Source organism: Streptomyces sp. NPDC058335, from assembly GCF_042723915.1.
Taxonomy (GTDB): Bacteria; Actinomycetota; Actinomycetes; order Streptomycetales; family Streptomycetaceae; genus Streptomyces.
In genome coordinates this window covers 159677-173034 of sequence record NZ_JBHXHX010000004.1, presented here as the reverse complement: position 1 = coordinate 173034, position 13358 = coordinate 159677, and the positions used below count along the sequence as shown (strand labels likewise).

The following is a 13358-nucleotide window of genomic DNA, read 5'->3' as shown; positions in this document are numbered from 1 at the left end:
GGCCTTTCGTCGTCCGCTGATCTGCGGCGGGCGGTCGGCCCCGTCCGTCGGTCCGGGCGGGGCCGGTTGCGGCTGGGGGAGCGGGAGGGCGGGTCGGGAGTCAGGAGCCGACGGTCCCGGCAGCCTGGTTCCACCTCTTGTCGAGGTCCGCGAAGAAGTCCTCCAGGCTGCCCTTCTGCGCGCCGCGAGCCGTGTCGACCAGCTTCTGCCGGTAGTCCGGCTTGTTGAGGCCGATCTCGGCCGCGTTGTCGATGGCGTTCACCTCGCCGGTCTCCGCCTCCGAGCGCTCCATGAAGGTGACATCGTTGTCAACAAAGTCCTTGAGGGTGCTGGGCATCGCGGCGGACTTCAGCGCGGAGACGGCACCCTCCTCGGCCGGGAAGCCGGACTTCTCCGAGAACCAGTCGACCCAGGCCCGTGCGGCGACCTTGTGGTCCGAGTGCGCGTTGACCGCCTGCTGGTAGTCGGAGGCGAGCAGGGCGCAGTACTTGCCGTCCTTCTGCGCCGGGAACGGCATGAAACCGATGTCGTCCGGGTCGGTACCGGCCTGCTCGGCGGCGGCCCGCATCTGGGTGATGGCCCAGGAGCCCAGCTGCATGGTGGCGACCTCGCCCTTGGCGATCAACCCCTTGGACGCCTCCCAGTTGGTGGTGTTGGGGTCCTTCTCCGACAGGCCGGAATCGACGATCTCGTGGAGAAGCGAGTCGATCGTGTGCAGCTCGCCGCCCTTCTTCCACGGGGACACCGGGCCGGCGAGCTTGTCGTTGGCCCGAGCGTCGCAGGTGACGGAGCCGATGTTGTTGCTCCACGCGGTCAGCGGCCAGCCGTCCTTGAAGTTCGTGTAGTACGGCACCGAGTCCGTCCTGGACTTGATCGCCTTCAGGCCGCTGACGAATTCTCCGGGTGTGGTGGGCCAGGTGGTGATGCCGGCCTTCTTCCAGACCGCCTTGTTGTAGAGGAAGCCGTTGGCGGTGCCGAAGGTGGCGATGCCGTAGATCTTGCCGCCGACCTCGGTCTTGTCGCTGAAGCGGTACTTGCCGCCCAGTTCGGCGCTGCTGCCCAGTGGGGCGAAGAACTTCGGGTAGTCGTTCTTGGCGACGACGCCCGGGATCATCAGGACATCACCGTAGTCCTCGGTGTTCATCCGGATCTTGACCTCCCCCTCGTAGTCGGTGAGGGCCTCGAACTTCACCTTCACCTTGGGGTAGATCTTGTTGAACTCGGCGGCGTACTTGTCCATCGTCCCGTTCTGGACGAGGTCGGTGCGGTGCGTCAGGACCTTGATGGTGCCCGAGGCGTCGGCGGGATCGGCGGGTGCCTCCGCCGTCTCTCCGGAGGCCGTGCCCTGACCACTGCAGCCCGCGACGGTCAGCATCGCGACGGCCAGAAACGCTCCCGTAAGCGTCTTCTTCTTCCCCATGTGCCCAGCTCCTTCAGGATTGCGGCTCAGCTCTGCGGGTGGGATGTGGGCACTATGGCAGCCAGGGGTTAACCGGTAAAGCTAGGATTTCCAGCACGATACTCAATCGTTACCGGGGTCGTCAGCTGCCAGGCGTTGACGTGCGCGAACTGGTGCACTGGGGCAGTGCTGGTTACTAGACCGGTTTATGGACAGCGGCTGATCAGCGGGTTAGGTTGTCGGCCGTTGTCCATCCACGGGCCTGAGTCAGGCGATTGGAGCCGCACCATGAAGGACGTCACCCAGCTCGGCGAGGGCTGGAGCCTGCGTCATGGACAGGAACTGCTGGAGGCCGCGGTGCCCGGCTGCGTGCACACCGATCTGCTGACCGCCGGGGTCATCCCCGACCCGTTCATCGGACTCAACGAGACCGAGGTCGCCTGGGTGGGCCGTCGTGCCTGGACCTATGTCCGCGAACTCGGCCACGACAGCGCGCACGAGCGCACCGATCTGGTCTTCGACGGACTCGACACGGCCGCGTACATCACCCTGGGCGGCCGCCCGGTCGGTACCACCCGCAACATGCACCGCCGCCACCGGTTCGACGTCACCGGCCGCACCGGGCGACTGGAGGTCCGCTTCGCCTCGGCCTACGACGAGGCCGCGGCCGTCCGTGCCGTCACGGGGGAGCGGCCCAACGTCTACCCGGAGCCGTCGCAGTACATCCGCAAGATGGCCTGCAGCTTCGGCTGGGACTGGGGGCCGACGCTGGTGACCGCCGGCATCTGGCGGCCCGTGCGTCTGGAGCACTGGTCCACCGCCCGCATCGCCCACGTACGCCCGCTGGTGACCGTGGACGAGGGGACCGGCCGGGTGGAGGTACGGCTGGAGGTCGAACGTACCGCGCAGGGGCGGGGGCGCACGCTGCGCGCCGAGGCCAGGATGGCCGGCGTCCGCGCCGAGGCCGTCCTCGCCGGTGACGAGGCGGTCCTCCGCCTGGAGGTGCCCGGCCCGCGCCTGTGGTGGCCCCGCGGCTACGGCGAACAGCCCCTCTACGACCTCCACCTCACCCTGAGCGACGACGAGGGCGGTCCGCTGGACACCTGGCACCGCCGGGTCGGCTTCCGCACGGTCGACCTCGACCGCTCGGCCGACGAACACGGCACCGGCTTCACCCTCGTCGTCAACGGCGTACGGATCTTCGCCCGCGGCGTCAACTGGATCCCCGACGACGCCTTCCCCTCCCGGATCACCCCCGAGCGCTACCGGACCCGGCTCACCCAGGCCGCCGAGGCCAACATCGACCTGGTGCGGGTGTGGGGCGGCGGCATCTACGAGGACGACGCCTTCTACGACGCCTGCGACGAACTCGGCCTGATGGTCTGGCAGGACTTCCTCTTCGCCTGTTCCGCCTACCCGGAGGAACAGCCGCTGCGCGGCGAGGTGGAGGCCGAGGCGAGGGACAACGTCATCCGGCTGATGCCCCACCCCTCCCTGGTCCTGTGGAACGGCAACAACGAGAACCTGTGGGGCTTCCGCGACTGGGACTGGGAGCCCGCCCTCGCCGGCGACTCCTGGGGCGAGGGCTACTATCTCGGCCTGCTGCCACGCATCGTCGCCGAACTCGACCCCACCCGCCCGTACGCCGCCGGCAGCCCCTGGTCCGGCTCCTGGGACCACCACCCCAACGACCCCGCGCACGGCACCCATCACTCCTGGGAGGTGTGGAACCGCCAGGACTACGCCGAATACCGCGCGAGCGTCCCCCGGTTCGTCGCCGAGTTCGGCTGGCAGGCGCCGCCCGCCCAGGCCACCCTGCGGCGCGCCCTGCCCGGTGAGGAACTCGCCCCAGACTCCCCGGGCATGCTCCACCACCAGAAGGCCGAGGACGGCAACGGCAAACTCGACCGCGGCGTCGCACGCCACTTCCCGCTGCCCGAGGGCGACTTCGACCGCTGGCACTATCTGACCCAGCTCGTGCAGGCCCGAGCGGTCGCGGCCGGCATCGAGCACTGGCGCTCGTACTGGCCCGTCTGCGCCGGCACGATCGTCTGGCAGCTCAACGACTGCTGGCCCGTCACCTCCTGGGCCGCCATCGACGGCGACGGCCGCCCGAAGCCCCTCCACCACGAGCTGCGCCGCGTCTACGCCGACCGGCTCCTGACCTTGCAGCCCGCCACCGACGGCCTGGTCCTGGCCGCGGTCAACCAGGCCGCCGAACCCTGGCGGACCGCGGTGACGCTGCGCCGGTGGGGAGCGGACGGAACCCTGATCCACGAGAGCGTCCTCGATGTCGCCGCCGAGCCGCGCTCGGTCGTCCGGCTCCCGGTGCCCCGCGACCTCCTGCCGGACGGCCGGTCCGCGAAGGAGTTCCTGGTCGCCGACGCCGACGGACTGCGCGCCCTGCACTTCCCGGTCGCCGACAAGGACTTCGCCCACCCGCGTCCCGTCTACGACGTCAGCGTGGAGCCCGTGGCCGGACAGCGGGATAGAGTCGACGTCGTGGTGAGCGCCCGTACCCTTGTCCGAGACCTTCTGCTCCAGGCCGACCGGCTCGGCCCGGCCGCCGTCGGTGACCGCGGCCTTCAGACCCTGCTGCCCGGCGAGCAGGTGCGCATCCGGGTCACCGGCTGCGCCACCGTCGACGTGGAGGACGTCAGGGCAGCCCTGTACTGCGTGGACACGGCGTGAGCAGCTCGACGGAACGGGTCACCATCAAGGACGTCGCCGCTCGGGCCGGGGTGTCCAAGGGCGCGGTGTCGCTGGCGTTCAACCACAAGCCCGGCGTTTCGGCGGCCACCCGCGAGCGGATCTTCGAGGCGGCCCGGGAACTCGGCTGGGCCCCCAGCGCCACCGCGCGCAGCCTGTCGAACCAGCGGGTCGACGTCGTCGGCCTCGCCCTCTGTCGGCCCGCCCGGCTGCTCGGCCTCGAACCGTTCTACATGGAGTTCATCTCCGGCATCGAGAGCGTCCTGGCGGAGCGGTCGTGCTCGCTGCTGCTGCGGCTGGTACGCGACCTCGACGAGGAGATCGCCGTCTGCAAGGCGTGGTGGGGCGGGCGGATGATCGCCGGGGCGATCCTGGTGGACTTCCGCGAGGACGACCCCCGGCTGCCCGCCCTGGAGAGCGTCGGGTTGCCCGCCGTAGCCGTCGGCCACCCCTCCCTCACCGGCCCCTTCCCTGCGGTGTGGACCGACGACGCCTCCGCGGTCGGGGAGGCCGTCCGCTATCTGGCGGCCCTCGGACACCGCAGGATCGCCCGCGTCGGCGGCCCGGCCGACCTCGGCCACAGCGTCATCCGGACGCGCGCGTTCGCGTCCACCATGCGCGAACTCGGGCTGGAGGAGGCCCGGCAGATCGCCACGGGCTTCGACGAGAAGGAGGGGGCCCGCGCCACCCGCTCGCTGCTGCTCGCCGCCGACCGGCCCACCGCCATTGTTTACGACAACGACATCATGGCGGTCGCGGGCGCGGGCGTCGCCGCCGAGATGGGCTTCACCGTCCCCGACGACCTGTCGCTGGTGGCCTGGGACGACTCCCAGCTGTGCCGCATCACCCACCCGACGCTGTCGGCGATGAGCCACGACGTGCACCACTTCGGAGCCGAGGTGGCACGTGTCCTGTTCGATGTGATCAACGGGACGCACAGCGGTCCGCACCGGGCGCCGACGCCCACGCTGACACCGCGGGGTTCCACCGCCCGAGCGCCGAAGGCCGGCGTGTAGTTCCGTGGACGGGCGCAGGGCCGCACCGCTGGGGGCCGCGACCCTGCACCTGACGCCGGTCGTCAACTCACGGTGCAACTACCGCCGTTGAGGACGAAGGACGCGGGGACCCCATTGGTTCCCGCGGACGAACCGTTGAAGCCGAAGCTCACCGTGCCGCCGGCCGGAATCGTCTCCGTCCAGGACTCGTTGGCGGCCCGCACCTGGCTGCCCTGCTGGGTGGCCCGCGCGTTCCAGGCCTGGTTGATTCGCTGCTCGCCGGGGAAGGCGAAGTCGAGCCGCCAGCCCTTCACGGCCGTGGTGCCGGTGTTGCGGATGGTCACGTCCGCGTTGAACCAGTTGCCCCAGTCGCTGAGCCGGTAGGTGACCGCACAGCTTCCTCCGGTGGAACCGTCGCCCGGGACGGAACCGAAGACGCTCGCCTCGCGTGCGGTCTGCTCGATGCCGTCGGGCCCGTCGAAGATGCGCCGGCCCCAGGCGGTGAGCCGGGAGACGTCGAAGTCGGTGGCCATGTCGAGGTATTCGACACCCCCGCCGTTGCCGCTCCAGGACCAGCCCAGGTAACCGATACCGAGCTGTTGTGCGGCGGCCATGATGGCGTCCTCGTCCGGGTTGCCGTCCGAGTGGTCGTTGCCGAACTCACCCACCACAATGGGCAGCCGCTGAGAGGTGAACCGGTTCAGGTAATCGTTCACCTCGGCCGCGGTGTCGAACACGCCGTACATGTGGACCGAGAACACCGTGTTGCGGTCCGGGTCGGCCGCGAACACCTTCCCGGCGTTGTCCCGCATGGTGAAGGCCCAGTCCTGGCCCCAGTTGGGCGCGTCGACCATCAGGGTGTGGTCGAATCCGGCGTCACGCATGCGCGCGATGGCGTTCTGCGTGTCCGAAGTCCACGTCTGGTAACCGACGTTGCCGTACGGCTCGTTTCCCAGGTTGACGACGACGTACTTCTCCTGCCCCTGCAGTACGTCCTTGAGGCTCAGCCAGTAGTCCACGGCGCGGGCGAGGGACGCCGCCCCGGCCTGCTCGCCGTATCCGGTGGTGTCGTGCGCCTCCAGGACGCAGACCAGGCGGTTCCGCTTGCACTCGGTGACGATCGCTGCCACATCGGCGGCCTCGGTCCTGGTCCAGCGGTCGCCCGTGGCGAGGACCACACGCACCGAGTTGGCGCCCAGTGCCTTGATGTCCTTCAGTGCCTGAGGGGTTCGGGTGGGGTACCAGGCGTGGGCGTGGTTCACGCCGCGCAGGACGAAGTCCTTGCCGTTCGCGTCCAGCAGGCGGCCGTCGGTGACATGGAAACCGGGTGCCGCCCGTGTTTCCGCCTGCGCGGGGGACGGGGTGGCCAGGAGTGAGGCCGCGATGGCCAGCAGCGCTCCCGCCGCGGTGGCCAGTCTTCTTCTCATTGCTGCTCCCGAGGTTGTCGTGGGCGCGGCACGCGTACTCACCGTTCCCGGCCGTGAACGGGCCGGCAGGGGGAGGTTGCGTGCTTGCCGGGAATCCCGCTGCCCGGGTCCTGGCGTGCGGCTCGCACCGGGCAGCGGGACGTCGGTCCGCCGAGGAGGACCACCGCTGATTTCCCGTGGTCAGGAGAGAAACGGGCGGTTGTCGAATTCCTCCGATCGGCGGTTGGGAGTGAGGCTAGAAGGAGACTTCTCCGCAGACAACCATTCGAACGAAACCGGTTAAGTTTAGTAGTGGTTCAGTTCCCGAAGAGGGATACGCCATCTCGTCTTCGTCGCTCATCACCCGGCACCCTGCCCGACCGGGCCCCGGCCTGCCAGGCGACTGTGGCGAGGGCCTGTTGCAACGGGGGCGTGGTCTGGGCGCGGTGCGAGCGCTCGAGGACCCGCAGGGGGTCGCCGTGTCCGTGTACGACGGCATCCGTCGGGACTGGCGATGGGACGGGACCGATGACCGGTCCCTGTGCCTGGCGAGGCCGGTCCAGGACCTGGAGCTGTCCCCTGCGCCGGTCGTGGACCAACTGCCGGCGGACGAGGACACCTGCCTGCGGGCCTGCGACGTACTGCAGTTGCCGGCTCTGGCCGGATCGGACGGGGCACGCGAGGGCCTTTCGGCCTACGTCCGGCAAGGCGAGCACTGGGCCGGCGCCCTGGAGTCGATATCAGCGAGCCGGCCGCCGAAGTGGTGGGAAGACCTCCGTGACGTCGCACGCGATCGGATCGGCGGAGAGGCGGAGTTTCCGTGGCGCTGCGGGCCGTGGACGCGGTTCGGGACCGAGGTACAGAGCCGCCCGTTCGTTCCGCGGCCGTCACCGGCCGGGCTCAGTACCGACGAACTGCTGACCCTGCTCGCCGACGACCGTACGGAGGACGACACGAAGTTCGACGCACTCCGTGGGCTGAACGGTCGGGAGCCCGTTGCCGAACTGATCCCGCTGCTCCCCTCGTTGGGCACCTCGGACGGTCGCCGGCCCTGAGTGAGAGGCTGTCGCCGTGAGGGAACCGATCACCTTCCGGACGCATCTGCGGCAGGCCGCCACCGGCATCCTGGAGCGCGTCCCCGAGCAACTGAGGGCGGACATATATGTCCTGGCCTTCAACATCTGGCGCATCGACTCCGACGACCGCCACCCGTACGTGGACATCGGCCACAACACGGAAAGCCGGTACGAGGAGGAGATGCGCCAGGGCAACTCCCCACCTGGGGAGGTGCGCTGGAACTACGCCTTCTGGATCCTCGAGGGCTTCGACAAGCTCGGCAACGTCCCCGACGACCCTGTCGGCGGCCCCCTCCACGAGGAGGAGGTCAGGCACCTCGGGATCTGGTACGACGGAGAGTTCGATCTCGATCGGGTCGTGGACGACGACGAGCGCGGCGCCCAGTCCGACCTCCTCCGACTCCACTTCTACGACGCCGTCATCGACCTCGCCCGTCACCTCCACGCAAGCGGCACCACCGAGAGGATCTTCGGCCGCCCGCTGCCCGTGGTGGTGTTCGACATGGACTGTCCGGGCTGGGAGGAGGAGGCCACCAGGGCCGCCAACCCGCCCGACCTGATCGAGGACTTCCTGGCGTCGTACGCGTAGACGGCGCAGCCCCCGTCGCCTCCCCGGCCGGCGTCATCGGCTCGTAGGGTCCCCGTCCGCCGTCCGGGCGTAGCGTGGAGGAAGCCGTACTCCCTGAAGGAGGGGTCATGGCGAACCCCACAACCGATCGAGTGGCACCGGACCCCGCGCAGCAGGAGGCGTTCGCCGGGCGCTTGCTCGAGGTCCTCAACGGAGCCTCGCTGGCTCTGCTCACCAGCGTCGGTCATCAGACCGGCTTGTTCGACACCCTGAGCACGCTGCCCCCGGCGACCAGCGACGACGTCGCGAAAGCAGCGGGCCTGGACTCACGCTACGTACGGGAATGGCTCGGCGGAATGGTCGTGGGCGGGTTCGTCGACTACGCGCCCGACACGGCCACGTACACCCTGCCGCCCGAGCACGCCGCCTCGCTCACCAGGGCGGCGGGCCCGGACAACCTGGCCCCGCTCATGGTGTCCCTGGGCCTCATGGCGAGCGTGGACGAGCAGGTCGTCGACGCGTTCCGGAACGGCGGCGGCGTCCCGTACTCGGCGTATCCGCGGTTCCAGGCGCTCCAGGCGCAGGAGACCGCGGCCGTGTACGACTCCGCTCTGGTCGACGTCATCGTGCCGCTGGTGCCCGGCCTCACCGAACGGCTCCGCGAGGGTGTCGACGTCCTGGACGTGGGCACCGGACAGGGCCATGCGCCCGTCGTCCTCGCCCAGGCGTTCCCGCACAGCCGCTTCCATGGGCTCGACCGGTCCGAGGAGGGAATCACCGCAGGACGCGCCGAGGCGGACCGGTTCGGGCTGGGCAACGTCCGCTTCACCGTCGGCGACTCCAGCGAGATCACCGGGGCGTACGACGTGATCACCGCCTTCGACGTCATCCACGACCTGGCCCGGCCCGCCGAGACGCTGTCGGCGATCGCCGGTGCCCTCAAGGACGGCGGAACGTTCCTGATGGGTGACATCGCGGCGTCCAGCAACCTGGAGGAGAACATCGGCCACCCCTTCGGACCCGCGCTCTACGCCTTCTCCGTCTTCTACTGCATGACCACTTCCCTCAGCGCCGGAGGCGCCGGACTCGGCACCGTCTGGGGCGAGCAGACCGCCCGCCGCATGCTGACCGGGGCGGGCTTCGAGAAGGTCGAGACGCACGCGGTCGAGGGAGACCCCATCAACCTGTACTACGTCGCCGCACGTTCGTGAAGCGGTACACAGTTCGCCCCTGAATCGCTGGCCACACCTCACACGAGGCGGCGGCACCTTGCCGGCCGACCCTTGACGGACCGGCCGATTCCGAGCGTGCCGCTCAGTGGGTACCCGGCGCTCAGGCCACGTCGCGTCGGTCTTCGGGGGGCCCGAGATCTTCAGCGATAGTTGGCCGCGGTTTCGTGCGGCGCGCGCGGAGCCGACGGGTCGAGCGGCGGAAGGACAGGCACAGCGCAGTGACGATCGCCGATGCGATGTTCGCGGGGTTGGGAGTGGGAGCGCTGCTCGCGGCCGTGCTCCCCCGGGTGGTGGCCGGACGACCGCTGTCGCTGCCCCTGGTGTTCCTGGTCGGTGGCATCTGTGTGTATCTGCTGCCGCTGCCGCTGCCTGTGATCGATCCGGTGGACGACCGGCTGCTGACGGAGCACATCACCGAGATCGGTGTGATCATCGCGCTGATGGGTGCCGGACTGGCGCTCAACCGGCCCGTCGGCCGGCGTCGCTGGGCCACGACGTGGCGGCTGCTGGGCGTCACGATGCCGCTGACCGTCGTGGCCACCGCCCTCTTCGCATGGTGGCTGCTGGACTGGCCGCCGGCTGCCGCGCTGCTGCTGGCCGCCGTCCTCGCGCCGACCGATCCGGTGCTCGCCTCGGAGGTGCGGGTGGGGGAGCCCACCGAGGACGAGCACGACGAGGACGAGGTGCGGTTCGCCCTCACCAGTGAGGCGGGCCTCAACGACGGGCTCGCCTTCCCCCTGACGTATGCGGCCCTGGCCCTGGCCGCAGCCGCGGGCAGCGGCTGGTCGGCCGACTGGGTCGGCGCCTGGGTGGTGGAGGACCTCGCGTTCAAGTGCACGGTGGGTGTGCTGTGTGGGTTGCTGGTCGGCCGTCTGCTGGGCTGGCTGTTCTTCATGGCCCGCTCGCCGGTGCTGCGGCTGTCCGAGCACCGGGAGGGCTTTGTCGCACTGGGCGCCACCTTCCTGTCGTACGGGGTGACCGAGCTGGTGGGGGGCTACGGCTTCCTCGCCGTGTTCGCCACCGCGTGCACGATCCGGGCGGCCGAGCGCGCCCACGGGTTCCACAACGTCCTGCACGACTTCGTGGAGCAGATCGAACGGCTGTTCACGGCGACGGTGCTGTTTCTGCTGGGCGCGTTCATCGCGCTGGGCGGCCTCGCCCCTCTGACCTGGCAGGGTGCGGTCACCGCGCTGGTGCTCCTGGTGGTGATCCGGCCGCTGTCCGGATGGGTGGGGCTGCTGGGCGGCCGCCCACGGCGTCAGGAACGCTGGGTGATCGCGGGCTACGGCATTCGCGGCATCGGGTCGTTGTACTACCTCGCCTACGCCCTGGGACAGCGCCACCTACCGGTGTCGGAGCGGGAGCTGTGGGCCGTGGTGACGTTCACCGTGCTCGCCTCGGTGGTGCTGCACGGGGTCACGGCGGGTCCGGTGGTCGCCCGGCTCGACCGGCTGCGCACTGCCAAGCCCCCACGCCAGGAGGGCGCGGAAGGAGACGGAGGAGCGGGTCGGCCCGCAGGGTGATGCAGCCCTTGCATCAGCCGTTGTCGGTGCCGTCTTCCTGCACCGCCCTCTCGCCGAGCGGGGGCCGGTCGTCCTGGGGCGCGGTCACATTCACCACACGGGGCGTCTCGGCCAGGTGGGGCGGCAGCGGTACGACGCCGGCAGTGGTCCCAGCGCCGACCCGGTCGCGCGGATCGCCGCCCTCCGCCTGCCCCGCCCCGGCCGGGTCGTGATCGCCGGTGAGGTGTCGATCAGGTCGTGCAGCATCACACGATCGGGATTCACGAGCAGGACTCTGTCCCACGCCTCTGCAGTACGCCTCTGCCGGACCGGTGTGTGCCGGTGCTGTCCGAGTACCGGCACCGGGACGAGCGTCACCGGCGGCGGTCGAGGCACGCCCCCGTGGCCGGGTGGAGACGGCCACGGGGACGTTGTGCCTCCGTTGGAGGAACGGCCGACGAGCGACCGGGCGGGATCAGCGGGCGCGCTGGACGGAACGGGAAGCGCGCAGGATGAGGTCGGTGACGGGCCCGGGATCACTCACGGCGACGGCGTGCGGCGCGCGAACGCTGACGGTGTGCGCACGGGCGCGTTCGGCCATCCACCGCTCGGCGGCCGGTGGGATGTTGCGGTCCTCGGTGGCCACCAGACACCAGCTGGGAATCTTCTTCCACGCGGCGGCGGTGGCCCGCTCCTGGAGCGCCGCCAGGGTGATCGGACGCTGTCCCGCGGCCATGACCTGGGCGGTTCGGACGGGAACACCGGCCGCGAACTGCTTGCGGAACAGGTCCTTCCTGATGACCAGTTCCTCCCCCTGCCCACCGTCGGACAGCGGGTAGTACTGGGTGGCGGTGGCCTGCCCCAGAGTGCTGCCGGGGAACTTGCCGGTGAGCTGGAGCGCGCTCTCCCCGACCTCGGGGACGAAGGCGGCGATGTACACCAGGGCCTTGACCTGCGGGGTGTCGGCCGCGGCCTGGCTGATGACCGCGCCGCCGTAGGAGTGCCCCACCAGCACGATGGGCCCGGCGACGCTGTCCAGCACACTGCGGATGTAGGCGGCGTCGCTCGCCAGCCCGCGCAGCGGAAGGGCCGGGGCCAGCACGCGGTGGCCGTGTCGCTGAAGACGCTCGATCACGGAGCTCCAGCTGGAGGCGTCGGCGAACGCGCCATGGATCAGGACGACGGTCGGCGTGTCCGAGCCGTCGTGCGGTGCACCGGGGCGGACAGCCGCCGCTGCCGGCGCGGCGGACGCCCCTGCGGTGGTCAGCGCGGCGGCGCCGGCCAGGAGGGACACGGTCATGGTTCGACGCGAGATCGGTGGGTTCATCTTGGCTCTCTGTGAAGCTCTCTGCGAGGGGGAGGACGGTGTGCGGCCGTGAGCGGGTCAGCCGGAGACGGCCCGGACGGCTTCCTCGATCAGCTCCACGACGCGATCGGGGTGGGAGAGCATCACCAGGTGGGAGGAGTCGACCTCGACGGTGGTCATGCCGGCCCGCTGGTAGCCGTAGCGCTCCACGTCGGGGTTGATGGTGTGGTCGGACGAGGAGACCAGGCCCCACGAGGGCTTCGTCTTCCAGGCGGCGGCCGGGGCCGCGTCGGCGAACGCCTGCGCGGCGAGCGGACGTTGGGACACGGCGAGGACGGACGCGAGACGGGCGTCGACGTCGGCGGCGAAGATGGCCGGGAACTTGGCGGTGTCGACCGACACATCGGTACCGGTCTCGGCCGAGCCCTCGATCGGGAAGGGGGTGTACACCAGCGCGGCGGCAAGGTCGGAGTCCGGGAAACGGCCCTGCAGTTCGCCGAGGCTCTCGCCCTTGTCCAAGGCGTAACCGGCCAGGTAGACGAGCGCCTTGACGTTGTCCTCGGTGCCGGCGACCGTGATGACGGCACCGCCGTAGGAGTGGCCCACCAGGACCACGGGTCCGGGTATCTGCCGGACCACCGAGGCGACGTACGCCGCGTCACCGATCAGGCTGCGGTTGGGCACGGCCGGGGCGACCACATCCAGACCGCGGTCGAGCAGCCGGGGGATGACCTGCGCGTAGCTGGAGGCGTCGGCGAAGGCGCCGTGGACGAGGACGACGGTCGGCTTCTCGGAACGGGACATGGGAGTACCTCTTCGTGAATGGGTGATCGGTTGTCGCACGACCGGACGGCCGCTGCCCTGACCGGTGGCCGTCGACCCGGTCGGTCGGGTCTCCTCCGGGGCCCGCGCGGGGGAGTGTCGAGCGGAAGACCACCGGCTCGTACGAAACCGTAGAAGCCGACGGAGGGTGTGTTTGTCTCTCTGTGCCCTGGATGTGGCCTCTGGGTGCACACCCGGTCGGGGCCGAACGTGCCGCGGGGGGCGTGGCCCGGACACGACGGTGGGCCGGGACCGACCTCGGTCCCGGCCCACCACACGCGGGGCCGCGGCCGCCGCTCGGCTAGCTCCGGGCGGAGAAGTGGCGGGGTGAGTTCGGCTCGAA

Annotated in this window: 10 protein-coding genes; 6 read left to right on the top strand and 4 right to left on the bottom strand. The window is 70.3% G+C overall.

The window, feature by feature from the left end; genetic code table 11:
• Positions 1-100: 100 nt before the first annotated feature.
• The gene (locus ACFWJX_RS08795; RefSeq protein WP_383238908.1) at positions 101-1420 is read right to left on the bottom strand and encodes an ABC transporter substrate-binding protein; all 1320 of its coding nucleotides are present in this window, start codon (positions 1418-1420) and stop codon (positions 101-103) included.
• Positions 1421-1687: 267 nt separating this feature from the next.
• Between ACFWJX_RS08795 and ACFWJX_RS08790 the strand changes: the two genes are divergently transcribed.
• Together ACFWJX_RS08790 and ACFWJX_RS08785 are read left to right on the top strand one after the other, a co-directional pair.
• Entirely contained in the window at positions 1688-4090 is a 2403-nt protein-coding gene (locus tag ACFWJX_RS08790; protein ID WP_383238905.1) for a glycoside hydrolase family 2 protein, read from the top strand.
• Positions 4087-5124, top strand: coding sequence for a LacI family DNA-binding transcriptional regulator (locus ACFWJX_RS08785; RefSeq protein WP_383238903.1), 1038 nt, complete (start codon positions 4087-4089; stop codon positions 5122-5124). The genes ACFWJX_RS08790 and ACFWJX_RS08785 overlap by 4 nt, the downstream gene beginning before the upstream one ends.
• Positions 5125-5186: 62 nt before the next feature.
• On the opposite strand, the gene ACFWJX_RS08780 is transcribed toward ACFWJX_RS08785, so the two are convergent.
• Positions 5187-6530: a cellulase family glycosylhydrolase gene (locus ACFWJX_RS08780; protein WP_383238900.1), complete on the bottom strand. Its 1344-nt coding sequence runs from the start codon at positions 6528-6530 to the stop codon at positions 5187-5189.
• Positions 6531-6955: 425 nt separating this feature from the next.
• On the opposite strand from ACFWJX_RS08780, the gene ACFWJX_RS08775 reads away from it, so the two are divergent.
• The 4 genes from ACFWJX_RS08775 to ACFWJX_RS08760 all read left to right on the top strand — a co-directional run bounded on the left by ACFWJX_RS08775 (position 6956) and on the right by ACFWJX_RS08760 (position 10908).
• Positions 6956-7564 (top strand): hypothetical protein, encoded by a 609-nt coding sequence (locus ACFWJX_RS08775; RefSeq protein ID WP_383238897.1) that lies wholly within the window; start codon positions 6956-6958, stop codon positions 7562-7564.
• A 16-nt stretch (positions 7565-7580) separates the two neighbouring features.
• The gene (locus ACFWJX_RS08770; protein WP_383238896.1) at positions 7581-8174 is read left to right on the top strand and encodes a hypothetical protein; all 594 of its coding nucleotides are present in this window, start codon (positions 7581-7583) and stop codon (positions 8172-8174) included.
• A 107-nt stretch (positions 8175-8281) separates the two neighbouring features.
• Complete coding sequence (locus ACFWJX_RS08765; RefSeq protein WP_383238893.1) at positions 8282-9364, top strand: class I SAM-dependent methyltransferase; 1083 nt, start codon at positions 8282-8284, stop codon at positions 9362-9364.
• 239 nt (positions 9365-9603) lie between these two features.
• Positions 9604-10908 (top strand): cation:proton antiporter, encoded by a 1305-nt coding sequence (locus tag ACFWJX_RS08760; protein WP_383238890.1) that lies wholly within the window; start codon positions 9604-9606, stop codon positions 10906-10908.
• A gap of 454 nt (positions 10909-11362) precedes the next feature.
• Here ACFWJX_RS08760 and ACFWJX_RS08755 read toward each other — a convergent pair whose 3' ends face one another.
• Both ACFWJX_RS08755 and ACFWJX_RS08750 read right to left on the bottom strand, forming a co-directional pair.
• Positions 11363-12187 (bottom strand): alpha/beta fold hydrolase, encoded by an 825-nt coding sequence (locus ACFWJX_RS08755; protein WP_383238887.1) that lies wholly within the window; start codon positions 12185-12187, stop codon positions 11363-11365.
• 84 nt (positions 12188-12271) lie between these two features.
• Entirely contained in the window at positions 12272-12997 is a 726-nt protein-coding gene (locus tag ACFWJX_RS08750; protein WP_383238884.1) for an alpha/beta fold hydrolase, read from the bottom strand.
• Positions 12998-13358 lie beyond the last annotated feature (361 nt).

Bases quoted from the DNA above. Each gene is read 5' to 3' on its own strand.
- ACFWJX_RS08795 (WP_383238908.1), bottom strand. From the start codon at position 1,420: ATGGGGAAGAAGAAGACGCTTACGGGAGCGTTTCTGGCCGTCGCGATG.
- ACFWJX_RS08790 (WP_383238905.1), top strand. From the start codon at position 1,688: ATGAAGGACGTCACCCAGCTCGGCGAGGGCTGGAGCCTGCGTCATGGA.
- ACFWJX_RS08780 (WP_383238900.1), bottom strand. From the start codon at position 6,530: ATGAGAAGAAGACTGGCCACCGCGGCGGGAGCGCTGCTGGCCATCGCG.
- ACFWJX_RS08765 (WP_383238893.1), top strand. From the start codon at position 8,282: ATGGCGAACCCCACAACCGATCGAGTGGCACCGGACCCCGCGCAGCAG.
- ACFWJX_RS08755 (WP_383238887.1), bottom strand. From the start codon at position 12,187: ATGACCGTGTCCCTCCTGGCCGGCGCCGCCGCGCTGACCACCGCAGGG.
- ACFWJX_RS08750 (WP_383238884.1), bottom strand. From the start codon at position 12,997: ATGTCCCGTTCCGAGAAGCCGACCGTCGTCCTCGTCCACGGCGCCTTC.